General features: G+C 62.1%; 25 protein-coding genes. 2 read left to right on the forward strand and 23 right to left on the reverse strand.

Annotation, left to right across the window (positions count from 1 at the left end; translation table 11 throughout):
- The first annotated feature begins 29 nt into the window (after window positions 1–29).
- Window positions 30–578: a crossover junction endodeoxyribonuclease RuvC gene (gene ruvC, locus FSY45_RS04165; protein ID WP_003068955.1), complete on the forward strand. Its 549-nt coding sequence runs from the start codon at window positions 30–32 to the stop codon at window positions 576–578.
- A gap of 162 nt (window positions 579–740) precedes the next feature.
- On the opposite strand, the gene FSY45_RS04170 is transcribed toward ruvC, so the two are convergent.
- Entirely contained in the window at window positions 741–1,169 is a 429-nt protein-coding gene (locus FSY45_RS04170; RefSeq protein ID WP_046460595.1) for an RcnB family protein, read from the reverse strand.
- Here FSY45_RS04170 and FSY45_RS04175 point away from each other — a divergent pair.
- A complete protein-coding gene (locus tag FSY45_RS04175; RefSeq protein ID WP_131667110.1) occupies window positions 1,168–1,368 on the forward strand; it encodes a hypothetical protein in 201 nt (66 codons plus the stop codon). The genes FSY45_RS04170 and FSY45_RS04175 overlap by 2 nt on opposite strands.
- 3 nt (window positions 1,369–1,371) lie before the next feature.
- On the opposite strand, the gene FSY45_RS27760 is transcribed toward FSY45_RS04175, so the two are convergent.
- From FSY45_RS27760 to FSY45_RS04280, 22 genes are all read right to left on the reverse strand, one after another.
- Window positions 1,372–1,548: a hypothetical protein gene (locus FSY45_RS27760; RefSeq protein WP_003068960.1), complete on the reverse strand. Its 177-nt coding sequence runs from the start codon at window positions 1,546–1,548 to the stop codon at window positions 1,372–1,374.
- 11 nt (window positions 1,549–1,559) lie between these two features.
- Entirely contained in the window at window positions 1,560–2,483 is a 924-nt protein-coding gene (gene lpxC / locus FSY45_RS04180) for a UDP-3-O-acyl-N-acetylglucosamine deacetylase (RefSeq protein WP_003068962.1), read from the reverse strand.
- Between the two features lie 262 nt (window positions 2,484–2,745).
- Window positions 2,746–3,939, reverse strand: coding sequence for a cell division protein FtsZ (ftsZ, locus tag FSY45_RS04185; protein WP_003068965.1), 1,194 nt, complete (start codon window positions 3,937–3,939; stop codon window positions 2,746–2,748).
- Between the two features lie 146 nt (window positions 3,940–4,085).
- Window positions 4,086–5,315, reverse strand: coding sequence for a cell division protein FtsA (gene ftsA, locus FSY45_RS04190; protein WP_003051293.1), 1,230 nt, complete (start codon window positions 5,313–5,315; stop codon window positions 4,086–4,088).
- Between the two features lie 72 nt (window positions 5,316–5,387).
- Window positions 5,388–6,197 (reverse strand): cell division protein FtsQ/DivIB, encoded by an 810-nt coding sequence (locus FSY45_RS04195; RefSeq protein ID WP_003068968.1) that lies wholly within the window; start codon window positions 6,195–6,197, stop codon window positions 5,388–5,390.
- On the reverse strand, window positions 6,194–7,165 hold the full coding sequence (locus FSY45_RS04200) for a D-alanine--D-alanine ligase (RefSeq protein ID WP_003068971.1): 972 nt from the start codon (window positions 7,163–7,165) through the stop codon (window positions 6,194–6,196). Before FSY45_RS04200 ends, FSY45_RS04195 begins: the two co-directional genes overlap by 4 nt.
- Window positions 7,162–8,595 (reverse strand): UDP-N-acetylmuramate--L-alanine ligase, encoded by a 1,434-nt coding sequence (gene murC, locus FSY45_RS04205; protein ID WP_003068975.1) that lies wholly within the window; start codon window positions 8,593–8,595, stop codon window positions 7,162–7,164. Before murC ends, FSY45_RS04200 begins: the two co-directional genes overlap by 4 nt.
- Window positions 8,592–9,677 carry an undecaprenyldiphospho-muramoylpentapeptide beta-N-acetylglucosaminyltransferase gene (gene murG, locus FSY45_RS04210; protein ID WP_003068977.1) on the reverse strand — a complete coding sequence of 362 codons (1,086 nt, stop codon included), beginning with the start codon at window positions 9,675–9,677 and terminating at the stop codon, window positions 8,592–8,594. Before murG ends, murC begins: the two co-directional genes overlap by 4 nt.
- Window positions 9,674–10,945, reverse strand: coding sequence for a putative lipid II flippase FtsW (ftsW, locus tag FSY45_RS04215; RefSeq protein WP_012839829.1), 1,272 nt, complete (start codon window positions 10,943–10,945; stop codon window positions 9,674–9,676). Before ftsW ends, murG begins: the two co-directional genes overlap by 4 nt.
- A complete protein-coding gene (gene murD, locus FSY45_RS04220) occupies window positions 10,942–12,846 on the reverse strand; it encodes a UDP-N-acetylmuramoyl-L-alanine--D-glutamate ligase (protein WP_046460594.1) in 1,905 nt (634 codons plus the stop codon). Before murD ends, ftsW begins: the two co-directional genes overlap by 4 nt.
- 5 nt (window positions 12,847–12,851) lie before the next feature.
- Window positions 12,852–14,030 (reverse strand): phospho-N-acetylmuramoyl-pentapeptide-transferase, encoded by a 1,179-nt coding sequence (gene mraY, locus FSY45_RS04225; protein ID WP_003068985.1) that lies wholly within the window; start codon window positions 14,028–14,030, stop codon window positions 12,852–12,854.
- Window positions 14,021–15,448, reverse strand: coding sequence for a UDP-N-acetylmuramoyl-tripeptide--D-alanyl-D-alanine ligase (gene murF / locus FSY45_RS04230; protein WP_046460593.1), 1,428 nt, complete (start codon window positions 15,446–15,448; stop codon window positions 14,021–14,023). The genes mraY and murF overlap by 10 nt, the downstream gene beginning before the upstream one ends.
- Window positions 15,445–16,950 carry a UDP-N-acetylmuramoyl-L-alanyl-D-glutamate--2,6-diaminopimelate ligase gene (locus tag FSY45_RS04235; protein WP_003068991.1) on the reverse strand — a complete coding sequence of 502 codons (1,506 nt, stop codon included), beginning with the start codon at window positions 16,948–16,950 and terminating at the stop codon, window positions 15,445–15,447. The genes murF and FSY45_RS04235 overlap by 4 nt, the downstream gene beginning before the upstream one ends.
- Entirely contained in the window at window positions 16,947–18,695 is a 1,749-nt protein-coding gene (locus tag FSY45_RS04240) for a penicillin-binding protein 2 (protein WP_046460592.1), read from the reverse strand. Before FSY45_RS04240 ends, FSY45_RS04235 begins: the two co-directional genes overlap by 4 nt.
- On the reverse strand, window positions 18,692–18,973 hold the full coding sequence (ftsL, locus tag FSY45_RS04245; protein WP_003068998.1) for a cell division protein FtsL: 282 nt from the start codon (window positions 18,971–18,973) through the stop codon (window positions 18,692–18,694). Before ftsL ends, FSY45_RS04240 begins: the two co-directional genes overlap by 4 nt.
- Before the next feature lie 43 nt (window positions 18,974–19,016).
- The gene (gene rsmH, locus FSY45_RS04250; RefSeq protein ID WP_039050001.1) at window positions 19,017–19,946 is read right to left on the reverse strand and encodes a 16S rRNA (cytosine(1402)-N(4))-methyltransferase RsmH; all 930 of its coding nucleotides are present in this window, start codon (window positions 19,944–19,946) and stop codon (window positions 19,017–19,019) included.
- A 9-nt stretch (window positions 19,947–19,955) separates the two neighbouring features.
- Window positions 19,956–20,384 (reverse strand): division/cell wall cluster transcriptional repressor MraZ, encoded by a 429-nt coding sequence (mraZ, locus tag FSY45_RS04255; RefSeq protein WP_003051254.1) that lies wholly within the window; start codon window positions 20,382–20,384, stop codon window positions 19,956–19,958.
- Window positions 20,385–20,738: 354 nt separating this feature from the next.
- Window positions 20,739–22,058: an ATP-dependent protease ATPase subunit HslU gene (hslU, locus tag FSY45_RS04260; RefSeq protein WP_003051251.1), complete on the reverse strand. Its 1,320-nt coding sequence runs from the start codon at window positions 22,056–22,058 to the stop codon at window positions 20,739–20,741.
- A gap of 77 nt (window positions 22,059–22,135) precedes the next feature.
- A complete protein-coding gene (gene hslV / locus FSY45_RS04265; protein ID WP_003051248.1) occupies window positions 22,136–22,681 on the reverse strand; it encodes an ATP-dependent protease subunit HslV in 546 nt (181 codons plus the stop codon).
- 147 nt (window positions 22,682–22,828) lie between these two features.
- Window positions 22,829–24,556, reverse strand: coding sequence for an STAS domain-containing protein (locus FSY45_RS04270; RefSeq protein ID WP_046460591.1), 1,728 nt, complete (start codon window positions 24,554–24,556; stop codon window positions 22,829–22,831).
- Between the two features lie 46 nt (window positions 24,557–24,602).
- Window positions 24,603–25,346, reverse strand: coding sequence for an RNA polymerase-binding protein DksA (gene dksA, locus FSY45_RS27765; protein WP_003069012.1), 744 nt, complete (start codon window positions 25,344–25,346; stop codon window positions 24,603–24,605).
- Window positions 25,347–25,600: 254 nt separating this feature from the next.
- Entirely contained in the window at window positions 25,601–26,716 is a 1,116-nt protein-coding gene (locus tag FSY45_RS04280; protein ID WP_034362970.1) for a GTP-binding protein, read from the reverse strand.
- Between the last annotated feature and the right edge of the window lie 159 nt (window positions 26,717–26,875).

Genomic DNA, 26,875 nt, shown 5'->3' on the forward strand with positions numbered 1-26,875 from the left:
AAGGTTTTGTACGTGGATAATCGACAGCCATGCGAATTCTAGGAATCGACCCTGGCCTGCAGACCACGGGCTTTGGCGTCATCGACATGGAAGGCCAGCGCCTGTCCTATGTGGCCAGCGGCACCATACGCACCAACAAGATGGAACTCGGCGACCTGCCGGGCCGTCTCAAGGTGCTGTTCGACGGCATCTCCGAAGTTGCCTCACGCTATCAGCCCGAGGTGGCTGCCGTGGAAATCGTCTTCGTCAACGTCAACCCCCAGTCCACGCTGCTGCTGGGCCAGGCCCGTGGTGCGGCGCTGACGGCCCTGGTCAACGCCAATCTCGCGGTTTCCGAATACACCGCCCTGCAGATGAAGAAAGCCGTGGTCGGCCATGGTCGCGCAGCCAAGAGCCAGATCCAGGAAATGGTCAAACGGCTGCTGCAACTGCCCGGCCTGCCCGGCACCGATGCCGCCGACGCGCTGGGGCTGGCGATCACCCATGCCCATGCGGCTGCCGCCATGGGGCTGATGGCCAAGTCCACCGATCTGCGCCGCAAGCAACATGCCATGTACCGGGGCGGACGGGTCTATTGAGCTCGCCCTTAGCCGCTTCGCGGCTTCCCCTTCTCTCTTCGAAAGGGATCGCAGGATGGCTTTTCCTCGCAGCCCCCGAGCTGGAGCACACACTGCTTCAAAGCTCTGCCCGATACAAAAAAAGCCGTGACATGCCACGGCTTTTTTGATGGTGTGATTTGCTTAATAGGCGCTCAACACCATGGAGGCGATCACGCCTGTGGCAATGGCAACCAGCAGATAGTCGCCGCCGTTCTGAATCCAGTGATAGCCACGCGGCGGCGCCGACAGATGGTGGCCGCGCCAGTCATTCACCACATAGTGCTGGCTGCGGTATTGCGGCGGCACGCGACTGCCCTTGTACCAGTTATGGTCGGGACCACCGCCACGGCGACCATTGTCGTGATGATCGGCACGTCGGTCGTCGCGCCTGTCATAGCGCTGCTCATGCCGACCACGATCATCATGGCGACCGCCATGGCGCATGTCCTGCGCTCCATGTCCATTGCCGCGGCCGGGCGGCGGGCCGGGCTGCGCCTGGACGGCCAGACTGCCCAGACCCAGGCAGGCGGCAATGGAGGCAGAAAGAATGCGGGTAGTCAAACGGGACATGGGTACTCCTTTGTCGAATTGTTTCGGTCAACAAGGTGTGCGGCCGGTCATGGCGACCGCAGCAGATCCATCTTTACCCAATTTCGGCGCTGCAAGAAGTGAGCAACTGCCGATTTACCACTTTTTGCGTGCTGTTTACAGAACAGAAACCTATGAAGCGCCGAGCCGGATTTGGCAAGCCGCTATCAATATTCATTAGTTCTCAGATGATGCGTCCGACAAACATCACGGCAAAAAAGGCCAGACCGGCAATCACCGTCCACTTGAACAGCAAAAAGCCCAGGCGCTTGTAATGCGCCTTGCCGGTTCCCAGATAGAAGGCAAAGCTCAATGCCGAAGCCAGAATCAGCAAGGTGGCCAGCCAGCGAAAGATCAGCATGGAGGTCTCGCTCACCAGGCCTGAGCGGGCATGGCAAAGCCCTGGGGAGCCTGGCGCTCGCTCTCGAAGGTCACGAGCTCCCAGGTCTCGGGCTGCTCGATCATTGCGCGCAGCAGCTTGTTGTTGAGGCCGTGACCCGAGCGAAAGGCGCTGTAGGCACCGAGAATGGGCTTGCCGATCAGATACAGATCGCCGATCGCGTCAAGGATCTTGTGCTTGGCAAACTCGTCGTCATAGCGCAGACCGTCGCTGTTCAGGACCTTGTAGTCATCCATGACGATGGCGTTGTCCAGCCCCCCGCCCAGTGCCAGGCCGTTGTTGCGCAGCATTTCCACATCCTTGGTGAAGCCGAAGGTGCGGGCGCGGGCGATGTCGCGTGTGTAATTGTCCAGACCCATGTCGAACTCCACGCACTGCCCCGTGGAGTCCACGGCTGGGTGAGCGAAGTCGATCTCGAAGCGCAGCTTGAAGCCGTGGTAGGGATCGAAACGCGCCCACTTGAGGTTCTGGCCTTCGCCTTCACGCACCTCGATCGGGCTCTTGATGCGGATGAAGCGCTTGGGCGCTTTCTGCAACTCGATTCCGGCGCTTTGCAGCAGAAACACGAACGATGACGAGGAGCCATCGAGAATCGGCACTTCTTCGGCAGTGATGTCCACGTAGAGGTTGTCGATTCCCAGACCGGCGATGGCCGACATCAGGTGCTCTACCGTATGCACCTTGGCGCCGCCGCTGCCGATGGTGGAAGCCATGCGCGTATCGGTCACTGCCTCGGCGGAAATGGGGATATCCACAGGCTCAGGCAAGTCCACGCGACGGAACACGATGCCGGTATCAGGCTGGGCAGGGCGCAGCGTCAACTCGACACGCTGGCCGCTGTGCAGGCCCACGCCTACGGCACGGGAAATGGTCTTGATGGTACGTTGCTGAAGCATGCTGGTATTTTAAATGGGACAACCCCGAGCCGGCTTACGCCGACCCAGGGTTGTCTTAATCGCTGCGATACAGCGAACTGATGGGCCATCAGTCCTTAACGAACCAAAGGCCTTTGCGGCTGACTCTCAAGCGCTGGCGCACTCGGAGGCAGAGACACCGAGGAAGGGCCTGGGCGGCCCCGCCGCCCCGCACCGAGGGTGTCGTCCCCCTCCGGCGCAAAGCGCCAGAGAGGGGGAAGCGGCAAAGCCGCTCAGGGGGAGCTTAATCAGCCTGCTTGCGCAGAAACGCCGGGATCTCCACATCGTCCATGCCGCCAGACGCCAGCGCGCTCACGCGCTCCGAAGCCTGGGTACGGTTGGTGCGCCAGACGCTGGGCACATTGGTGTTGGCCGTGCCGTAGTCCATGCCGCCCAGGGGAGGCAGACCCACTGCCACGTTGTCGGTACCGGTACGCAGACCGCCCTGCACCACCTGGATGTTCTGGCGACGCACATTGGGACGCGACAGGCCGGTGGCCACCACGGTCACGCGGATTTCGTCGCCCAGCGAGTCATCGTAGGCAGCGCCGTAGATCACGTGAGCATCGGGAGACGCATAGGCATTGATGGTGGACATGGCCAGACGCGACTCGGACAGCTTGAGGCTCCCCTTGGCTGCAGTCACCAGCACCAGCACGCCCTTGGCGCCGGACAGATCAATGCCTTCCAGCAGCGGGCAGGCCACGGCCTGCTCGGCAGCGATACGGGCACGATCGGGACCGGCGGCCTTGGCCGTGCCCATCATGGCCTTGCCGGGCTCGCCCATCACGGTGCGCACGTCTTCGAAGTCGACGTTCACATGGCCGTACTCGTTGATGATTTCGGCAATGCCGCCCACGGCGTTCTTCAGAACGTCGTTGGCATGGGCAAAAGCCTCGTCCTGGGAGATATCGTCGCCCAGCACATCGAGCAGCTTTTCGTTGAGCACAACGATCAGCGAGTCCACATTCGCCTCCAGCTCGGCCAGGCCGGCGTCAGCGTTCTGCATGCGGCGGCCGCCTTCCCACTCGAAAGGCTTGGTCACCACACCCACCGTCAGAATGCCCATTTCCTTGGCCACTCGTGCGATCACAGGCGATGCACCGGTACCCGTACCACCACCCATGCCTGCCGTAATGAAGAGCATGTGCGCGCCTTCGATGGCAGCGCGAATATCTTCCACAGCAGCTTCCGCAGCGTCGCGGCCCTTGTCGGGCTTGCTGCCGGCACCCAGGCCGCTGCCACCCAGATGGATGGTGCGGTGAGCGCGGCTGCGCAACAGAGCTTGAGCATCGGTATTGGCCGTAATGAATTCGACGCCTTGAACGCTGCGTTCAATCATGTGGTCGACGGCGTTGCCGCCGCCGCCGCCGACGCCGATCACCTTGATCTGCGTGCCTTGGTTGAATTCTTCGGTTTCAATCATGTCGATAGGCATGGTGGTGCTCCTGTTCTCTAGTGGTGGTTTGTCGCTGCTGTGGAAAAGAAATTTCGAACTCTTGAGGTCTTCGCGGTCTTCGTCGTCGATACCGCGAAAAATCCATCTGTGGTGGTCCGGTGATGAACATGCGATAAGTGCTCATATCAGAAGTTCCCCACGATGAAGTCTTTGAACCGGCCGAAAGCGGTCTTCATGGAACCGCTCTTCTGGGCCACCTTGTAGCCACGCAGACGTGCCAGACGTGCTTCATCGAGCAGGCCCATCACCGTGGCGGCACGGGGCTGGGCGACCATGTCGGCCAGCGCACCGGAATATTTGGGAAGCCCGCGGCGCACGGGCTTGAGAAAGATGTCTTCGCCCAGCTCGATCATCCCGGGCATGACGGCGCTGCCGCCCGTGAGCACGATGCCCGAGGACAGCACTTCTTCGTAGCCCGATTCGCGGATGACCTGCTGCACCAGCGAGAAGATCTCTTCCACGCGGGGCTCGATCACGCCGGCCAAGGCCTGCTTGCTGATCATGCGCGGGCTGCGGTCGCCCAGGCCCGGCACTTCGACCTGGGCATCGGGATCGGCCAGCAACTGCTTGGCATAGCCACTCTCGACCTTGATGTCCTCGGCATCCTTGGTGGGGGTACGCAGGGCCATGGCGATGTCGCTGGTGATCAGGTCACCGGCAATCGGGATCACGGCCGTGTGGCGAATCGCACCGCCGGTGAAGATGGCCACATCGGTCGCTCCCGCGCCGATATCCACCACGGCCACGCCCAGCTCGCGCTCGTCATCGGTCAGCACGGCCTGGGCCGACGCCAGCGGGTTGAGCAGCAGCTGCTCGACTTCCAGGCCGCAGCGGCGCACGCATTTGATGATGTTCTCGGCCGCGCTCTGGGCGCCGGTCACGATATGGATCTTGGCCTCAAGGCGAATGCCGCTCATGCCGATGGGCTCACGCACCTCGTGGCCGTCGATGACGAACTCCTGCGCCTCGACCAGCAGCAGGCGCTGGTCGGACGAGATATTGATGGCCTTGGCGGTTTCCATCACGCGGGCCATATCGGTGGACGAGACTTCCTTGTCCTTGATGGCCACCATGCCGCTGGAATTCAGACCGCGGATATGGCTACCCGTAATGCCGGTGCACACTCGCTGGATCTTGCAATCCGCCATCAGTTCGGCCTCTTTGAGCGCCTGCTGGATGCTTTGCACGGTCGCATCGATATTCACGACCACGCCGCGCTTCAAGCCGTTGCTGGGGGCTACGCCCAGGCCCGCCAGCTTGAGCTCGCCATTGGACATGACCTCGGCCACCACCGCCATGACCTTGGCCGTGCCGATATCCAGCCCAACAATCACATCCTTGTATTCTCTTGCCATATCAGCTTCCGCCCCCGGTAGGTTCTGTCTTGTCTTTGTGTGCGCCTTGCATGTCTGTTCCCCTGCTCCCGCTTATCGTCTGGCCCTGGCAGCAGTTGCCGGCGCGGAGGTTCCAGTGGTCACGCCCTTGAGTCGCAAGGCATAGCCGTCTTCGTAACGCAGGTCTGCAGACTCCAGTGCCGCAGCCGAGCGCTTGTATTGAGAGGTGATCTGAGGCAGCGTGCGCACAAAGCGCTGCACGCGCTGCAAGATGTCTTCGGTCGTGCCGCCGCCCAGTTCCAGCAGCGCATCGTTGTCCAGCACCAGCGTCCAACTGCCACGCGCATCCAGAGTCAGGCTGTCCAGCGCCACATCGAGCGGCTTCAAGGCCGGCTCCAGCGCTCGATACATCTGCAGAACACGCGGTGCCGAGCCCTCGGGGCCTTGCAGACGCGGCAGACCTTCGCGGTCCAGTTCGCCCAGATTGGCTTCAAACACTTCGCCGGCCTTGTTGACCAGACCGGTACCGGTCTCAGCCCCCCAGAAGGCTTCGGCCACATGCTCCTTGAGCGCAACGCGCAAGCCGTTCGGATATTCGCGGCGCACCTGCGCCTCCTGCACCCAGGGCACTTGCTCGAATGCATGCTGGGCCGCCTTCAGGTCCACTGTGAAGAAGTTGCCTTTGAGCACTGGCGCCACATTGGCGCGCAGCGTCACGGCGTTGTTATGCACCAGCTCGCCTTCCACCACGATGCGACCGATATTGAAGGCCGGAGTTCGCATCAACCACCACCCCACGGCCATCACGCACGCCGTCAAGCAGCCCATGAACATCACCGTGGCAGTGATGTTCATGAGCTTGACGTCGAACGGAACGACGGCTGTGGGCTGGTTGCGGTTCATGGCTGCTCCGCTTCTCCATCCAGCGTGCTCATGGCCAGAATGCCAAGGCACAGGTTTTCGTAGCTCACGCCGGAAGCGCGCGCAGCCATGGGGACGAGAGAATGCCCCGTCATGCCGGGAGAGGTATTGATCTCCAGCAAGAAAGGCTTGCGGTCGCTGGCGCGAATCATGATGTCGGCACGCGCCCAGCCACGGCAGCCCAGCGTGCGGAAGGCTTTTTCCACAATGCGCTGGATCTCGGCCTCCTCGGCAGCCGGCAGGCCGCTAGGGCAGTGGTACTGCGTGGTATCCGTGAAGTACTTGTTCTGGTAGTCGTAGTTGCCTTCGGGCGCAACGATTCGGATCACCGGCAGCGCAGCGGCCTTGGCTCCCGTGCCCAGCACGGGGCAGGTGGTCTCGTCACCGGCAATGAACTGCTCGCACAGCACTTCTGCGTCGTACTGGGCCGCCAGCTCGTAGGCCTTGGCGCATTCGTCGGCGTTCATCACCTTGGTCAGGCCGATGCTGGAGCCGTCGCGTGCGGGCTTGACGATCATGGGAGCGCCCAGGGCTTCCAGTGCGGCACGGGTTTCAGCGGCCGAGGCGACCATGCGCCAGTCCGGCGTGGGCAGGCCTTCAAAGCGCCAGATGCGCTTGGTCATGATCTTGTCCATGGCGATGCTGGAAGCCATCACGCCCGAACCCGTATAGGGAATGTCCAGCAACTCCAGTGCACCCTGCACCGTGCCGTCCTCACCGTAGCGACCATGCAGCGCGATGAAGCAGCGGTCAAAGCCTTGCACCTTGAGCTGTTCCAGCCCCTGTTCGGCAGGGTCGAACTTGTGGGCATCGACACCCTTGGACTGCAGTGCGGCCAGCACACCAGCGCCAGACATCAGCGAGACCTCGCGCTCGGACGAGCGACCGCCCATAAGCACGGCGACCTTGCCCAGTGCCTTCACGTCGATATTTGTTCCAAACATGCTCATTGCGCGCTCCCTGCGGGCGCGGCCAGCTCTTGTTTCTGAAGCATTTCAACCAATTTTCCAGGCACGGCGCCAATCGATCCGGCCCCCATGCACAGCAATACATCGCCCGCTTGCGCATTGGCAGCGATGGCTGCCGGCATATCGGCAATGTTTTCCACAAATACAGGCTCGACCTTGCCGGCCACACGCAAGGCGCGAGCCAAGGATCGACCGTCGGCAGCCACGATGGGTGCCTCGCCCGCGGCATAGACCTCGGCCAGCAGCACCGAGTCGGCGCTGCCTATGACTTTCACGAAGTCCTCGAAACAGTCGCGTGTGCGGCTGTAGCGGTGTGGCTGGAAGGCCAGCACCAGGCGCTGTCCCGGGAAGGCACCGCGTGCCGCAGCCAGCGTGGCTGCCATTTCCACGGGGTGATGACCGTAGTCGTCAATGACGGTGAACGTGCCGCCATTGGCAGCCGGCAGTTCGCCATAGCGCTGGAAACGCCGTCCCACGCCCTTGAAGCCTTCCAAGGCGCGCAGCAGCGCCTCGTCGGAAATCTCGAGCTCCATGGCCACCGCCACGGCAGACAGGGCGTTGAGCACGTTGTGCTCGCCGGGCAGGCTCAGCACAACCTCCAGATCGGGGTAGCTCTGGCCGTTCTGGCGGCGCACGGTAAAGCGCATGCGACCGGCTTCGGCACGCACGTTCACGGCGCGCACCTGGGCATCTTCGGCAAAGCCGTAGGTCGTGACCGGACGCGCCAGCTTGGGCAGGATCTCGCGCACGGCAGGGCTGTCGACGCAAAGAATGGCGCGCCCGTAAAACGGCATGCGATGCAGGAAATCGACAAAGGCCTGCTTGAGGCGGCCGAAGTCATGGCCGTAGGTTTCCATGTGATCGGCGTCGATATTGGTGACGACGGCCATCACAGGCAGCAGATTCAGGAAGGAGGCATCGGACTCGTCGGCCTCGACCACGATGTAGTCGCCCTGGCCCAGCTTGGCATTCGCACCGGCGCTGTTGAGCTTGCCGCCGATCACGAAGGTGGGGTCCAAACCGGCTTCAGCCAGCACACTGGTCACCAGGCTGGTGGTGGTGGTCTTGCCATGCGCGCCGGCAATGGCGATGCCCTGCTTGAAACGCATCAGCTCGGCGAGCATCAGCGCACGAGGAACCACAGGAATCTTTTTCTCGCGCGCAGCCAGGACCTCGGGGTTGTCGCCCTGCACGGCCGTGGATGTCACCACGGCATCGCTGCCGTCAACGTTCTCGGCCGCATGACCGACAAAGGTCTTGATGCCCAGGCCGGCCAGGCGGCGCAGCGTGGCGCTGTCGGCCAGGTCGGAGCCTGAAATGGCGTAACCCAGGTTGTGCAGAACCTCTGCAATACCGCTCATGCCGGCGCCGCCAATACCGACAAAGTGAATGTGATGAATGGCGTGTTTCATGCTGCCAACTCCTCACAAGCGGCGACCACCTTCGCGGTGGCATCAGTCTTTTGCATTTTCTTCGCGAGTTCAGCGCGCTCCAACAGCGTCGCACGCTGCATATTTTGTAGCATTTCCGCCAACCCTTGGGCGCTCAAAGTACTTTGCGGCTGTAACCAACCGCCACCAGCATCCACGAGGAAGCGGGCATTGCTGGTCTGGTGGTCATCCACCGCAGCAGGGAAGGGCACATAGACCGCTGCCGCCCCTACAGCGGCGATCTCGGTCACGGTGCTGGCACCGGCACGGCAGACGACGAGATCGGCATCCGCAAAAGCCTTGGCCGTGTCATCGATGAAGGGAGTCAGCTCAGCCTGTACGCCTGCAGCCTGATAGTTGGCACGCAACGCATCGATCTGGGCCGTACCGCTCTGGTGCAACACCACGGGGCGCTGATCGGCAGGCATCAGGGCCAGAGCCTGGGGCACGATCTCATTGAGCGCCCTGGCTCCCAGACTGCCGCCCACCACCAGCAGCTTGAGCGGGCCGCTGCGACCGGCAAAGCGCTGGGCGGGCTCGGCCTGCTCCAGAAACGCTTGACGCAGCGGATTGCCCACCCATTCGCCCTTGGCAAATACCTTGGGGAAAGCCGTGAACACTCGCTTGGCAACCTTGGCCACGACCTTGTTGGCCATGCCGGCCACGGAGTTCTGTTCGTGCAGCACCACGGGCACGCCCGAAGCCGCAGCCATCAGGCCACCGGGCACGGTGAGGTACCCGCCCAGGCCGATGACCACATCGGGCTGCACGCGCTTCATCACGGCACGCGCCTGCGAGAAGGCCTTCGCCAGCCTGAACGGCAGTTGCACCAGGGTCTTGAGCCCCTTGCCGCGCACGCCGCCAAATTCGATCAGCTCCAGTGCAAAGCCCTGGGGCGGCACGATGCGCGACTCCATGGAGCCGGGCGCTCCCAGCCAGTGCACATTCCAGCCGCGCGCACGCAACTCCTGTGCCACGGCCAGACCGGGGAAGATATGACCTCCGGTACCACCGGCCATCACCAGTGCCGTGCGTGGCTTGTTTGGCTTGATGAGCAGACTCATGCGTGGCCCCCCTTCATCAGCAGCTTGTTTTCGTAATCGACTCTGAGCACCACAGCTATCGCAATCAAATTCATCAAAATGGCCGAACCGCCAAAACTCATTAACGGCAGAGTCAGGCCTTTGGTTGGCAGGGCGCCCAAATTCACACCCATGTTGATAAAGGCCTGGAAGCCCATCCAGATCGCCACGCCCTCGGCCACCAGCCCGGCAAAGACACGGTCCAGCGCGATGGCCTGACGGCCGATCAGCATGATGCGGCGGGTCAGCCAGAAGAAGACGGCAGCAATCAGCAGCAGGCCGACCAGACCAAATTCTTCGCCGATCACAGCCAGCAGGAAGTCGGTATGCGCTTCGGGCAGCCAGTGCAGCTTTTCCACGCTGCGGCCCAGGCCCACGCCAAAGATCTCGCCCCGCCCGATGGCAATCAGCGCATGCGAGAGCTGGTAGCCCTTGCCCAGCGCATGCTTCTCATCCCAGGGATCGAGGTAGGCAAAAATACGTTCGCGGCGCCACTCCGAGGTGGCGATGATCATGCCGAAGGCCAGCACCACCAGCAGTGCGATGATGAAGAACATGCGCGCATTCACGCCGCCCAGGAACAGAATGCCCATGGAGATCACGACGATCACCATGAAGGCCCCCATGTCTGGCTCGGCCAGCAGCAGCACGCCCACCACGACCACAGCCAAGCCCATGGGCAGCACGGCGCGGAAGAAGCGCTCCTTGACCTCCATCTTGCGCACCATGTAATCGGCCGCGTAGATCAGGATGGAGAACTTGGCCAGCTCGGAAGGCTGGAAGTTCATGATGCCCAGCGACAGCCAGCGCCGCGCGCCGTTGACCACCGTGCCCACATGCGGGATCAGCACCGCCACCAGCAACACAATGGAGATCAGAAACAGCTTGCGCGCCACCTTCTCCCAGACATTCATGGGCACCTGGAAGGCCAGCAGCGCGGCCACAAAGGCCATGCCTATCGACATGGTGTGGCGCAGCAGAAAGTGATAGGGCTCGATCTTGCCGAAGCGCGGGTTGTCCGGCATCGCAATCGATGCCGAATACACCATGACCAGACTCCAGGACAGCAAGGCGATGACGACCCAGATCAATGCCTGATCCAGCCCCAGTACGCTTGCCGGAGTACGGGTGGGACGGTCGTACAGCGGCCCGCCTACGCGCACAGGCAGCACGTCGATGGGCCTTTCCTCTGCGCTGCGGAACCACGAGCGCATGCGGCCGGAGAGGCTGGTCAGGAAGGCGGCTGTCATGCGCCGTCCTCCAGTTGCTGGCCGGCTTCAAGCGCCAGCTCACGCACCGCTTCCACAAACTGGTGGGCGCGGTCCGCATAGTCCTTGAACATGTCCATGCTCGCGCAGGCCGGCGAGAGCAGCACCGCATCATTGGCATGGGCCAGACGCGCGGCCTGCTGCACGGCATCCTGCATGGTTGCAGCATCGAGCAGAGTCACGCCGGTGTCGCCAAGCGCCTCGCGAATCAACGGCGCATCCTGGCCGATCAGCACGGCCGCGCGCACATAGCGCGAGACGGGAGCGGCCAGCGGCGTGAAGTCCTGGCCCTTGCCCAGACCGCCCAGAATCACCACGATGCGGTGGTCCGGCCCCAGGCCCATGAGGGCCGCCACGGTGGCGCCCACATTCGTGCCCTTGCTGTCGTCAAAGTATTCGACATCGCCCACCCGGCCCACGGGCTGCACACGGTGCGGCTCGCCCCGGTATTCGCGCAGGCCGTAGAGCAGCGGTGCCAGCGTGCATCCCGCACCGGTCGCCAGCGCCAGGGCCGACAGTGCATTGATGGCGTTGTGGCGGCCGCGGATGCGCAGCGCATCGGCGGGCATCAGGCGCACGATGTGCAGATCGTCGGCGTTCTTGCCCTTGCTGGTTTCGTCGGCCTCATGGGCGCGCACCAGCCAGGTCATGCCGTTGACCACCTCCAGACCGAAGTCTCCGGGGCGGCGCGGCATGTCGCCGCCAAAGCTGACATGGGCACGCTGGAAAGTCTTGCCGCGCTTGCCGGGCACCGCCACGGGCGCTGGCAGCATGGCCATGACGACGGGGTCTTCGCGATTGAGGACCATCAGAGCCTGCTCGCCAAAGACATGGGCCTTGGCATCGGCATAGGCCTGCATGCCACCATGCCAGTCCAGATGGTCCTGGGTGATATTGAGCACCGTGGCCGCCGTGGGCTCGAATCCGCGGCAGTCGTCGAGCTGAAAGCTGGACAACTCCAGCACCCAGGCCTGAGGCAGAGTCTCGGCATCGATGCGAGCGGACAGGGTGTCGAGCAGCGAAGGACCGATATTGCCGGCCACGCCCACGCTCAATCCGCCATGCTCCAGCAACTGACCGGTCAGCGAGGTGACCGTGGTCTTGCCGTTGGTGCCGGTGATGCCCAGCACCTTGGGCGCATAGCCATGGGCCTCGCGCAGGCCCTTGAGCGCAAAGGCAAACAGATCCAGTTCGCCGCCCGTGGGCAGGCCGATGCTGCGCGCGGCATCGAAGACCGAGGCAACGCTGGCCGGGCTCAGGCCCGGCGAACGGTAGACGGAACTCAGGCTCTGGCCATCGACCAGAGCAGCCGTGAATGCGCCGGCAACAAAGCGCACGCCGGGCAGTTCGGCCTGCAGCGCAGGCAGATAGGGGGGGGCTTCGCGCGTGTCGGCCACCGTGACCTCGGCACCGGCACGCACGCACCAGCGTGCCATGGCGATACCCGAGATGCCCAGACCCAGAATCAACACGCGCTGGCCCTGCAGGTGCTGGGCCGCGCCTTGCGGCCAGTGCACGGGGACAGGTGGCAGCTCCACCACTGCTTCCAGCTCGGCTTCGGGCTGCGACTCGACCTCGGTCACTTCGGCATCGGCCGCATCGGAGATGCTGGGGTCGGCAAAAATCTGTGCAACGAAGGCGGCCGCATCCCTGGCTGCCGTCAAGGTGGAGATATCGGGCACCGGCTCGGCGTCCAGCGTCTTGGCGATGATGGCAGGCGCTTGCATTTCAGGAGCTTCTGGCGCTTGCTCCTGAATCATTTCAGACATATTTCCATCTGAAATGCTTTGCATATCAGCGATAGGTGCTTGCGTTTGCATAGCATCCACAACCGCATCCGGCTGCAGAACCTGATCATCGAGCTTGAGGTCTTCGTCTTGCATGGCGACTACCTCAGCTTCAGGGTGGACAGGCCCAGCAGGCACAGCAGCATGGTGATGATCCAGAAGCGGATCACGACCTGGGTCTCCTTCCAGCCACTCTTCTCGAAGTGATGGTGCAGCGGTGCCATCTTCAGCAGACGGCGGCCCTCGCCATAGCGCTTTTTGGTGTACTTGAAGTAAGTCACCTGCAGCATCACCGAGATGGCTTCCGCCACAAAGATGCCGCCCATCACGGCCAGCACGATTTCCTGGCGCACGATCACGGCAATCGTTCCCAGAGCAGCGCCCAGCGCCAGCGCGCCCACGTCGCCCATGAAGACCTGAGCGGGATGTGCGTTGAACCAGAGAAAGGCCAGACCAGCACCCGCCATGGCGCCGCAGAACACCATCAGCTCGCCCGTACCGGGGATGCTGGGGAACAGCAGGTAGCGCGCATAGGTGGCGTTGCCGGTCACATAGGCGAAGATGCCCAGGGCCGTGCCGACCATGATGACGGGCATGATGGCCAGGCCATCGAGGCCGTCGGTCAAGTTCACGGCATTGCTGGCGCCCACGATGACCAGATAGGTCATGACGATGAAGCCCAGCACGCCCAGCGGATAGCTGACTTCCTTGAAGAAGGGCACCATCAGGCCGGCCTTGGGCGGCAGGTCCATGGAAAAGCCCGACTGTACCCAGGAGACGAACAGCGCGAAGACCTCGGCATTGCTGTTCTCGGAGATGCAGAACACCAGATACAGGGCGGCCAGCAGACCGATGACGGACTGCCAGAAATACTTCTCGCCCGAGCGCATGCCCTCGGGGTCCTTGTTGACGACCTTGCGCCAGTCGTCCACCCAGCCAATCGCGCCAAAGCCCAGCGTGACCAGCAGCACGATCCAGACAAAGCGGTTGGACAGGTCAAACCACAGCAAGGTGGATACGGCAATCGAGAACAGAATCAGCACGCCGCCCATGGTCGGCGTACCGCTCTTGACCAGATGGGTCTCCATGGCATAGCCGCGCACGGGCTGGCCGATCTTGAGCGCGGTCAGCATGCGGATGGCCTTGGGACCTATCCACAGGCCGATCAGCAAGGCGGTGACGGCGGCCAGCACGGCGCGCAGCGTCAGGTACTGGAAGACGCGCAGAAAGCCGAACTCCGGCGAGATACCCTGCAGCCATTGAGCCAGCATCAGCAGCATGCGGCCTCCTCGCAGTTGCCCTGCTTCTTGTCTGCGCAGGCCTCAATGCTCTGCACCACTTGCTCCATCTTCATGAACCGCGAACCCTTGACCAACACGCTACCTACCTTGGGTAAAACTGCGCACACCGCCTGCTCAAGGGCGGACATGCTATCAAAATGCCTAGCTCCGCTGCCAAAGGCAGAGGCAGCAAACGCGCTCTGGTCACCCAGAGCAAAGAAATGGGCAATACCTGCCTGCTGCGCCAGCGCGCCGGCCTCGGCATGGAACTGCGGGCCGTCATCGCCCACCTCCCCCATGTCGCCCAGCACCAGCAACTGCGGTGCGGGCAGCTCGGCCAGCACCGCAATGGCGGCGGCAACCGAGTCGGGGTTGGCGTTATAGGTGTCGTCGACCACCGTGACGCCTTGACCCTTGATCTGCACGGCCAGCGCGCGCGAGCGGCCCGTCACAGGCTCGAAGCCGGAGAGTCCCTGTGCAATGGCAGGCAAAGGCACACCGGCAGCATGGGCGCAGGCAGCCGCGGCCAGTGCGTTGCGCACGTTGTGGCGGCCGGCAATATGCAGCTGCACGGCTGCCACGCCTTGCGGGGTGTTCAGTGCAAAGCTCCAGGCTCCATTGGCCCAGACCGCATCGCTGGCAAAAACCTGAGCCCCATCAACAGCCTCGCCAAACATCAGGCTGGGGCGGCCAGCGCTCAGTTCGGTCCACAGCGGCGTGTACTCATCTCCGGCGGGGAAGATGGCCACTCCGTCCTTGGGCAGAAAGCGCAGCACCGAACCGTTTTCACGCGCCACCGCCTCCACCGTGCCCATGAACTCCTGGTGTTCACGTTGTGCGTTGTTGACCAGGGCCACCGTGGGCTGGCCGATGGCAGCCAGCTCGGCAATCTCGCCGGGGTGGTTCATGCCCATCTCCAGCACCGCAATGCGATGCGCGTCCGTCATGCGCAGCAGGTTCAGCGGCATGCCTATGGAGTTGTTGAAATTGCCGCGCGTGGCCAGTGCTGCCTCGCCCTGCCCGCCCACATGCGCGCGCAGAATGGACGCGATCATCTGCGTGACCGTGGTCTTGCCATTGCTGCCGGTCACGGCAATCAAGGGCAGATCGAACTGCGCACGCCAGGCCCGCGCCAACGCGCCCAGTGCCAGCAGCGTATCCGGCACTTCGATGCCGGCCATGCCTGCAGCCTCCAGCCCATGGCTGGCAATGGCCGCCACAGCACCGGCGGCCTGCGCCTGAGGCAGAAAATCATGGGCGTCAAAACGCTCGCCCTTCAGGGCCACGAACAAGTCCCCGTTCTGCAACGTGCGCGTATCGGTGTGCACGCGTGTCAACTCCAGCTGGCCGTTGCCGACCAGACGGGCTTGGGGGATATGCGTCTGGATCAGCTCCAGCGCTTTTGCCAGGGTCATCATGACCGAATCTTTCCTTCGCGGGCTGCGAGCGCCTTCTGCGCCTCAGCCATGTCGGAGAACGGATGGCGCACGCCCTTCGTCTCCTGATAGTCCTCATGTCCCTTGCCGGCAATCAGCACCACGTCGCGCGCTTCGGCACGGGCAATGGCTTGGGCAATGGCCGCCGCGCGGTCGGCCTGAACATGCAATGCCTGGCCCGCCTGCATGCCGGCCAGGATCTGGTCGATGATGCTTTCGGGCACTTCACTGCGCGGGTTGTCGCTGGTGACGAAAACGCCGTCGGCATGCGCCTGGGCGGCCTGCCCCATCAGCGGACGCTTGCTGTTGTCCCGGTCGCCGCCGCAGCCGAACACGCACCACAGCTTGCCCTGGCGCTGCCGCGCGGCAGGCTGCAGCGCGCGCAAGGCTTTTTCCAGCGCATCGGGCGTATGGGCATAGTCCACGGCCACCAGAGGCTGACCGGGCTTGACGATCTGCTGCATGCGACCGGGCACGGGCTCCAGATCGGCGCAAGCCTGTACGGCCTGCTCCAGCGTCAGGCCCAGGCAGCGCAGGGTGGCCAGCACCCCGAGCAGATTGGAGACGTTGTACTGACCGACCAGACGCGTATTCATGCGCAGGCTGTGACCGGCTTCCAGCACGGTAAAGCTCAGACCCTCGTCGCCCAGACCGATGTCCTTGGCCTGCAGGCGAGCCGGTCCCTGGATGGAGACGCTCCACACATCCATGGCGCGGCCTTGCAGCCTGGCCCAGAGCCTGGCGCCATGCGCATCGTCGATATTGACCACGGCGGCCGGCAGGCCGGGCCAGTCGAACAGCTGGGCCTTGGCCTGCCAGTAGGCATCCATGCTGCCGTGGTAGTCCAGGTGGTCCTGCGTGAAATTGGTGAACAACGCCACGCGAATCTTGCTGCCGTCCAGACGGTGCTCGACGATGCCGATGGACGATGCCTCGATGGCACAGGCGGCAAGACCCTGGTCGGCGTAGCTGCGGAACGCGCGCTGCAGCAACACTGGGTCCGGCGTGGTCATGCCTGTCGACTCCAATGCAGGCGGCACGCCCACACCCAGGGTGCCCACCAGCGCACAGCCGGTGCGTGTGTTCAGCGTCACTTTCGAGAGCGCATGCGCCAGCCACCAGGCTGTGGTGGTCTTGCCGTTGGTGCCGGTCACGGCCAGCACGTCGAGCTCGCCACTGGGATGTGCAAACCATTGGTCGGCAATCAGTCCCGTCGCGGCCTTCAGGCCCTTGAGAGCTGCAATGCTGTCGCCGCTCAGATCGAAGGCCTGCAGACCGTCGGCCTCCACCAGCACGGCGGCGGCGCCCTGCTCCAGAGCCTTGCCCACATAGGCTCGGCCATCAGTGGCAGCACCGGGCCAGGCGACAAAGGCATCGCCGGCCTTGACCTTGCGGCTATCGGTCTGCAGGTCACCCTGCACGCGGCTGCGCAGCCAGGCAACGGCCTCGGCTGCATTGTTCAGGATTTGAATGGGGGTGCTCATAGCACAGGCTCCTCAGCGGGTGCAGCCACGATCTGAGGCTTGACTTCCTTGTCGGGCTGAACGCCCATGAAACGCAATGTCTGCTGGACCACGTCCGCAAACACCGGGCCGGCCACCGTGCCGCCGTAGTAGGAACCTGCTGTCGGCTCGTCCACCATCACGGCCACGATGATGCGCGGCTTGTCGATGGGAGCAATGCCCGTGAACCAGGCCCGGTACTTGCCAGCGGCATAGCTCTTGCCCACCTGCTTGCGGGCAGTGCCCGACTTGCCGCCGATGGTGTAGCCCTCGGCCTGGGCCTTCTGGCCGGTACCGCCTGGGCCTGCAGCAAGACGCAGCATGTGCAGCACCGCCTCGGCGTTTTCCTTGGAGATCACACGCACGCCCACAGGAGGCTCGCTTGTTTTCAGAATCGTCGAGGGAATGACGTTGCCGTCGTTGGAGAACACGGTGTAGGAACGTGCCATCTGGAACAGCGAGGCCGACAGGCCATAGCCATAGGACATGGTGGCCTGCTCGATAGGCTTCCAGGTCTTCCAGGCACGCAGACGACCCGAGACCGCGCCCGGGAATTGAATCTGCGGCTTCTGGCCGAAGCCCAGCGCACTGAAGTACTCCCACATTTCCTGGGGTGAGAGCTTTTGCGCCACCTTGGTCGCGCCCACGTTGCTGGACTTCTGGATCACGCCCTCCACCGTCAGCGCGCCGTAGTTGTGCGTATCGGTGATGGTGGAGCCCGTCACCGTGTAGCGGCCGGGCGCGGTATCGATGATGGTGCTTGGCTTGACACGCTTGAGCTCCAGGGCTGCGGCCACTGTGATGGGTTTCATGGTCGAACCCGGCTCGAAGGTATCGGTCAGCGCGCGGTTGCGCAGCTGCTCGCCCGTCAGATTCTTGCGATGCCCCGGGTCGTAGCTCGGATAGTTCGCCAGGGCCAGCAGCTCGCCGGTGTGCGCATCCATGACCACCACGCTGCCTGCCTTGGCCTTGAAGGTCTCGACCTGCTGCTTGAGTTTCTGGTAGGCGTAGTACTGGACCTTGCTGTCGATGGACAACTGAATATCTTGCCCATCCTGCGGCGGCACTTCATCGCCCACGCCCTCCACCACGCGGCCCAGACGATCCTTGATCACACGACGCGAGCCAGCCTTGCCGGCTAGTTCCTTGTCGAACGCCAGCTCCATGCCTTCCTGACCATGGTCTTCCACATTGGTGAAGCCCACGATATGCGCCGCAGACTCCCCTTCGGGATACTGGCGCTTGTATTCCTTGCGGTTGTAGATGCCCTTGATATTGAGCGCCACGATCTTCTGGCCCACATCCCAGTCCAGCTGACGCTTTACCCAGACAAAGGTCTTGTCCTCGACATCCAGCTTCTCCATCAGGGAGCGCAGCGGCATGTCCATGAGGCGCGCCACTTCCTTGAGCTTTTGCTGGACCTCAGGGTCCTTCAGATCCACGTCCTCGGGAATGGCCCAGATACTGGCCGCCGGCACGCTGGACGCAAGAATCAGGCCATTGCGATCCAGCAAACGGCCACGATTGGCCGGCAGCTCCAGAGTACGCGCAAAGCGCACCAGACCCTGACGCTTGAAGAAGTCATTGCCGAAGACCTGTACATAGGCTGCACGCGCACCCAGGCCCACAAAACCCAGCGCCAGCGCAGCCACGATGAACTTGCTGCGCCACAGCGGCGTTTTCGAAGCCAGCAAAGGGCTGGTGGTATAGAGCACGCTGCGTGTCATTGCGCAGTTCCTGCAGCCGTTTCATGCACGTACTGCGTAATGGCCTGAGAAGCCTGCTTCATCTGCAGCTTTTCGCGCGCCAAGGTCTCGATGCGCTGAGGCGCGGCCTGGGCACGCTTTTCCACCTGCAGGCGCAGTTGATCCGTCGCCAGCCGACGTGCCTCTGCCTCGGCGCGGTCCAGCTCGGTGAACAGGCGACGCGACTCATACTGGGTATGCACCAGAAAGATGGCGCTGGTCATGACCGCCAGCAGCAGCAGCAGGTTTATGCGCAGCATGGCAGCCCTCCCGCAGCCATGCTCGGAGCGGCATGGCGATGCATCATGCAGGCACCTCGGTGCGCTCGGCGACGCGCATTACGGCAGAACGCGAACGGGGATTGGCATCCACCTCGGCAGCACTGGGCTTGATGCGCTCCAGCGCCTTCAGACGCATAGGCGTGGGAGGCGCAAACGGTGCACGGCGGTCGTAGACCTCCTTGGAGTGCTTGGCAATGAACTGCTTGACGATGCGATCTTCCAGCGAATGGAAGCTGATCACGGCCAGACGGCCGCCGGGAGCCAGCACGCGCAGACTGGCTTCTAGCGCTTGCTCAAGCTCCTGAAGTTCGGCATTGATGAAAATCCGAAGAGCCTGGAAGGTCCGTGTTGCCGGGTTTTGCCCAGCCTCGCGGGTCTTGACCGCGCCAGCCACGAGTTGGGCCAGCTCGGCAGTGGTGCGTAATGGGCCCTGGCTTTCGCGCCGAGCAACAATCGCCTTTGCAATGGGGCCAGCAAACCGTTCTTCGCCGTAGTCACGTATCACCTCCGCAATCTGCTGCACTTCCGCATCTTCGAGCCACTCGGCCACGCTCTGACCACGCGTGGTGTCCATGCGCATGTCGAGGGGGCCGTCAAAGCGGAAGCTGAAGCCCCGGTCCGGGTTGTCGATCTGGGGCGAGCTCACCCCCAGGTCCATCAACACACCCTGCACACTGCCTTCGGGCAGTTCGCCAAGATGGCGAAATCCTTCATGCCGAATCGAAAAACGCGCATCGGTGATGCGCGCCGCCTCAGCAATTGCGTCCGGGTCTTTGTCGAACGCGATCAAGCGCCCGTCCGGCCCCAGCCTTTGCAAAATGAGCCGGGAATGACCGCCTCGACCGAACGTCGCATCGACCCACTGGCCGGCAGGCGGCTTGGCGGCACCACCCAGCAGGGCGTCCACGGCCTCGTCCAGCAAGACGGTGATATGTTGCAACGGCTGATTCACAAGCACTTCCTACAAAACAAAATCCTGGAAAGCCGCCGGCATCGGTTGCTGGCGCGCTTCCGCTTCGCGCATTTCATAAGTGGCCTTGTCCCAGACCTCGAAATGCGCCCCCATGCCCAGCATCAAGACCTCTTTGGTCAGACCTGTGGCCTCACGCAACTCGGGCGAAATCAGCAGCCGACCGGTTGCATCCATCTCCGCATCCATGGCATTGCCCAGAAAAATCCGTTTCCACCACTGAGCCGTGATCGGCAGTTGCGCGACGCGTTCGCGAAACTGCAGCCACTCGGGGCGCGGAAACAGCAACAGACAGCCATCGGGATGCTTGGTGAAAGTGACCTGCCCCTCCGCCAAGGACAAAAGGGCGTCACGATGCCGGGTCGGCACTGAGAGCCGACCCTTTCCATCGAGATTCAGCGAAGACGCCCCTTGAAACACGGCAAGTTACTCCGGTCATCTGGAGCCGCTCGTTCCCCAAAAATGGGCACGAGGGCAGCTTTCACCACTTAATTGCACTTTTTTGCACTGTATCAGCAATTTAAGGTGAATCCAAACCCGAAGGAACAATTATTTGCAATGAAATCAAGCACTTAGAGAGAAAAAGAAAAGCCTTATTCTGAAAATACCTTTCCTTTACAAGCACTTAGCAAAGTCAATGCAAGTGGACTCTCATTAGGAGACGTCAATTGCAACCATTCAATTCAATGGAAAGAACTGATTTAAGTCTCGACCTTCTCCTACAAACGCAAACTGCCCGCACAGGCGGGCAGCTCGCTTCAAGCGCTCGGTTCTTCAAAGAATGAAGCGCGACAGATCCTCATCCTTGCTCAGCACCTGCAGGCGCTGATCCACATAGGCTGCATCGATCACCACGGTCTGCCCCGAAAGCTTGGCCGCATCGAAGCTGACTTCGTCAAGCAGACGCTCCATCACTGTGGACAGACGCCGTGCACCGATGTTTTCGGTACTCTCGTTGACGTCAAAAGCAATCGTTGCCAGACGCGTGATGCCCTCGGGCTTGAACTCCAGAGTCACGCCTTCGGTCGCCAGCAGCGCCTGATATTGCTTGACCAGGGAGGCGTGAGTCTGCATCAGAATCGCCTCGAAGTCCTGTACCGACAGAGATTCCAGTTCCACGCGAATGGGAAAGCGCCCCTGCAGCTCGGGAATCAGATCGCTGGGCTTGGACAGGTGAAAAGCACCCGAAGCGATGAACAGAATGTGGTCTGTCTTGACCACACCGTACTTGGTCGAGACGCTGGTACCTTCGACCAAGGGCAGCAGGTCGCGCTGCACACCCTGACGCGATACATCGGAGCCACTGGTTTCTTGGCGCGTCGCCACCTTGTCGATTTCGTCGATGAAGACAATGCCGTTTTGCTCGGCATTGGCAATGGCGCGGGTCTTGACGTCTTCCTCATTGACCATCTTTGCTGCTTCCTCATCGGTCAGCAGCTTCAGGGCCTCGGCGATCTTGAGCTTGCGCGTCTTGCGCTTTTCCTGGCCCATATGGCTGAACATGCCGCGCAGCTGCTCGGCCATCTCTTCCATGCCCTGGGGGCCCATGATCTGCACCTGAGGCATCTGCTCGGCGATATCGATCTCGATTTCCTTGTCGTCAAGCTGGCCTTCGCGCAACTTCTTGCGGAAAACCTGACGCGCCGTGTTGTCCGCGGGTACTTCGCCGGTGCGGGCCTGCGGGATCAGCACATCGAGAATGCGCTCCTCGGCAGCATCTTCGGCGCGCGCACGCATCTTCTTCATGTCCGACTCGCGCGTCTGCTTGACGGCAACTTCGGCCAGATCGCGGATGATGGCGTCCACATCCTTGCCCACATAGCCCACTTCGGTGAACTTGGTCGCCTCGACCTTGATGAAGGGAGCATCGGCGAGTTTTGCCAGGCGGCGGGCGATCTCCGTCTTGCCCACGCCCGTGGGGCCGATCATCAGAATGTTCTTGGGCGTGATTTCCTGGCGCAGGCCCTCGGGCACTTGCTGACGGCGCCAGCGATTGCGCAAGGCAATCGACACCGCGCGCTTGGCACCATGCTGGCCGACGATGTGCTTGTCCAGCTCGGAGACGATCTCCTGGGGAGTCATGGCAGAAGACATGTGAATTCTCAGTCAAATATGCCTCCGGCGCCCATCCATAAAGCGCCGACAGCTATCAATTCGGATAGTCGAGGTGCTTACAGCGTCTCGATCGTGTGATTCATATTGGTGTAGATGCACAGCTCGCCGGCAATCGCCAGGGATTTGCGCACCACATCTTCGGCCGACAGCTCGGTGTTGTTGAGCAAGGCCTTGGCTGCGGAATGCGCATAGGCACCGCCGGAGCCGATGGCCACAATGCCCTGCTCGGGCTCCAGAACATCGCCATTGCCGGTGATGATGAGCGAGGTCGTCGCATCGGCCACGGCCAGCATGGCTTCGAGCTTGCGCAGCACGCGGTCGGTACGCCACTCCTTGGTCAGCTCGATCGCGGCACGAGTCAGGTTGCCCTGGTGTTTTTCCAGCTTGGCCTCGAAGCGCTCGAACAGCGTGAAGGCATCTGCGGTGGCCCCCGCAAAGCCCGCCAGCACCTTGCCGTGATAGAGCTTGCGCACCTTGCGCGCCGTGCCCTTGATGACGATATTGCCCAATGTGACCTGACCATCACCGCCGATGGCGACTTGCACGCCCTCGGGAGTCTGGCGGCGCACGCTCAAAATGGTGGTGCCGTGAAACTGTTCCATCTGGAGCAGATGGGGACAGACAAGATCGACCTCAAGAGGCCCTGAAAAATTAAATTTGCAGCGCTTGCTGTGGATAAGGCCTCAAACGGCCCGACTCCAGCCGGAGACGCCGCCTCTTGGGGGGAGGCGGCATAGCCACCCAGGGAGCTAGTCCCTCCTTGGGATCACCTGTGCATGCTCCTGAATGCCAACAACATTGAAGAACACCGCCAGCAACTGGTGCAACTGACCGAACTGCAACACATGACCCAGCTCCTGCATCTGCGCAGCCCAGTTCAGCACCGAGCCTGCGGCAGCAAAGTCCATGCGCACCAGGCGCGCGCAGTCAATGGCAATGGCTTCGCCAAGCTTGGCCTTTTCCTGAACCTCGGCCAGCCAGGGCAATGCATCGCCGTCGATCACGCCTTGCAGCGCAAAACGCGGCTGATGCTCCTTCCAGAGCATGCCGGGCTGAATCGTCTCCGGCCCCAAGAGCCGGCTATCCTGGGCACGCAGGTTCTGCGCCTGCCCTTCGTTCGAATACGCACAGACCGGATCGTCCCACGAGGGTGGCGACAGCTCGTAGGTCACGCAATAGTCCAGCGCCGTCAGCTCAAATTCGTCCTGCAGATGCATCAGGCGCTGCATGGCCAGACGCAAATACCACCAGTCCTGATCGACGGCTCGATCACCGGAAGGGGTGTGCTTGCTGAGCACGGCCTGCAATCTTTCATGGCCGGCAAAAACCAGTGATCCCTTTTCGTCGGCCCATCGCTGTGCCGCATCCAGCAGCGGCTTCTTCACGCCGGGGTCGAGGCTCTCCAGAACGCTCCAGTCCATGACCGAGCTGCCGACGCTGCGCGCCTTGCTGGCCAGCAGCGCCTTGAAGCCAGGCTCATCCAAATGCACAGGAGCCTGCCAGCGAAAGCCGGTCTGCACTGCTGCGACATCCGGCGCGGTTTCGCTAAGCCTGCCCGCCTGCTGCGGCATCACAAACCATTGCGGGGCCGAACGACCGAAGCGCGCCACAAAGTCCATGGCAGCGTCTTCAAACTCAGCCTGCATGCCTGCTGCGCGGTACATGTCCAGCAGTGCCAGCCAGACCTGCAACTGTGCCGGCGTATCCTGAGCACGCTCGGCAATCAAGGCCTTGAGACTGGTCTCGGCTGCTACGCTGTCACCGCTGGCAAAGACAATCGCAGCATCCTCCAGCGCGACATCATGCTCGAAGCGCGCAAAGGACGGCGGAACCATGTTGATATCGGTTGGAGCGGAGACCTCGGTCGTTGCAAACGCCGGCGAAAAGTCCGTCTCGCCACGCAGGCCCGGCAAAGCAACAGGATTGCCCTGCCGCCCCGATTGCGGCAGCTCCAGATCGCCTGGCAACACATCCTGAAGCAGCGGCAACGTGCTGATCGAAAGCGGCTGGCTTTTAAATACCGAAGGCATGCTGCCTCCGACCTCGGGCAGTTGCAGCGGCATGGTGGCGGCATCAGCGGCCAGCTTGCCGCGCCACCATTGCTGGGCCATCTGCGCTTCGATCTCGTCGATCTTCTTGATGGTTTCTGCGCGCTCGCCCGGCACGGAGCTTTGGGCAGTCTGCAAAAAAGAGGAAGGTGCCAGTGGGGTCGGCGTCTCGAGCGGAGCCCTGGCAGTCACCGCCGTCTTGGACAGCTGAGCCTGACGCAGCTTGCGCAGCTGGTCAAACTCGCGCTTTCGCACAAAGTCGTTCTGGCGCTTGCGCTCCAGCATCTCCTTTAACGCCTGCTTGCTGTACTGGCTTTCTTCGCTTTCCTGGTTGAGATTTTCCAAATCGGACCAATTCACGGTCGGGTGGCGCACGAAACGCACCACCTTGGACAGCAACCCTCCCGACTTGTTTTCTTCTTTCACCATGGTCCTCTACTTTGCTGCCTGCAGCCCCGCCAACGCCTGACGCAGATCAATCGCCGTACATCTTCTGCTTGAGTTCACGGCGCTGCTGGGCTTCCAGCGACAGTGTAGCCGTGGGGCGGGCCAGCAGCCGTCCCACTCCGATTGGCTCGCCGGTTTCGTCGCAGTAGCCGTAGTCGCCGGCATCGATGCGGGCAATGGACTGGTCGATCTTCTTGAGCAGCTTGCGCTCGCGGTCACGGGTGCGCAGCTCGAGAGCGTGCTCTTCCTCGATGGTGGCACGATCGGCAGGATCGGGCACCACGACGGTGTCTTCACGCAGGTTTTCCGCAGTCTCGCCCGCATTCACATGCATATCGTTCTTGAGCGCGACCAGCTTGCGACGGAAGTAGGCCAGCTGGGCGTCGTTCATGTAATCGTCATCAGACATGGCCAGCACTTCAGCATCGGTCAGCTCCTCTACCGACTTGGTCTTCCAGGCGTTGGCCAGCTTGGGATCTTTCTTGGGCACAGCTTGCTTTGTGTTGGTCATTGCTTTCGTATCTCTCATGGTTGCCGCAGCCTTGACTGCCGAAGCTGCCAGGGGCGGAACATCTGTTTCAGGCTGCCGCGCTGGAGGCGATGCAGAACGCTTGGATCTGGACGATTTGGAAGATTCTCCCGCTGCTGCAGGTACCAGCACCGGGTTGTCCAACGCGGCGTCCACCAAAGAGGTCTCGACGCTGCGGGGGTGCACAGCCGCTGCCGCAGCTTTGGCTGCAGCCTTGGGCAGATTACTTTTCACAGCGGTCACGTCCTGTCTCCTTACAGTACAGAGCCCTTGCAGGGCCGGATTGCTCCAACACCCTCTTTAGGGCCGGCATTGTAGCCACGCCAGTCCCCCCATCCCGGCTCCGTTGCACATACCCCACAATTTGCAACAAAGCCTGCGCCTGTTTCGGTCAGTTTGCGAGAAATAACAGACAAACAAAACGGCCTGCTTGGCAGGCCGTCAGTCATTGTCAGCAAACCGTTAGCTTTCGCCGAAACAGCCCCCAAATCCAGGGTTTACACCAGACATTGATCCAGTCCCTGGCGAAGAATGTCCTGCGGCAGGTCGATGCCGATGAAGACCATTTTGCTGACTCGCTTTTCATCGGCTTCCCACTCGGGGCCCAGATCGCTGCCCATGAGCTGGTGCACGCCCTGGAAGATGACCTTGCGGCTGGTGCCCTTCATGTCGAGCACGCCCTTGTAGCGCAGCATCTTGGGGCCGTAGATATTGACGATGGCGCCCAGGAAGTCTTCCAGCTTGGCCGGGTCGAACGCGCGATCGGCGCGGTAGACAAAGCTCTTCACGTCATCGTCGTGATGATGGTGATGTGGGTGATTGCAGTGCTCGCCATGCTCGTGGTCATGGTGGTCGTGGCCGCAATGCTCGTCGTGCTGGTGTTCATGATCGTGTTCGCATTGGCCATGGTCATGGTCGCAAGCGCTGTGGTCGTGATGATCGTGGTCGTGATCATCTTCCTTGAGGAAATCAGGGTCGATGTCCAGCTTGGCGTTCAGGTTGAAGCCACGCAGGTCGAACACTTCGCTCAGGGGCACATCGCCAAAATGAACGGCACGGATGGGCGCGCGCGGGTTCATGTGCTTGAGGCGATGGATCAGCGCCTCCTTTTCCGCATCCGTCACCAGATCGGTCTTGGACAGGAACATCTGGTCGGCAAAGCCCACCTGACGGCGCGCTTCCTGGCGATCGTCGAGTTGCTGGTTGGCATGCTTGGCATCCACCAGAGTGATGATGGAGTCGATCAGATAGGTCTCGGCGATCTCGTCATCCATGAAGAAGGTCTGGGCCACGGGACCGGGATCGGCCAGGCCGGTGGTCTCGATCACGATGCGGTCGAAGTCCACCTGCCCCTTGCGGCGCTTGGCGGCCAGCAACTGCAAAGCCTCGCGCAGGTCTTCGCGGATGGTGCAGCAGATGCAGCCGTTGCTCATCTGCAGAATCTGTTCTTTGGATTCGGTCTTGAGAATGTCGGTGTCGATGTTCTCCTCGCCGAACTCGTTCTCGATCACGGCAATCTTCATGCCGTGGGATTCGTGCAGCACGCGCTTGAGCAGCGTGGTCTTGCCCGAGCCCAGAAAGCCCGTGAGGATGGTGACAGGAATGAGAGCCATGCGTTGAAACCTCTTGCTGCGGCCAGCCGCCACATGCGGCTGTCCAAAAAACACGGGCGGCGCATCCCTATGCGCGCTCCGGTGATAACAGCTGGGGAGTGTAGCGGTGCTTTCAAGCGCGCATGGGCAGCAGGGATGGCAGAAATTTCAGCAAAAAAT

This window comes from Comamonas sp. Z1, assembly GCF_008121555.1.
Lineage (GTDB): Bacteria > Pseudomonadota > Gammaproteobacteria > Burkholderiales > Burkholderiaceae_C > Comamonas > Comamonas thiooxydans.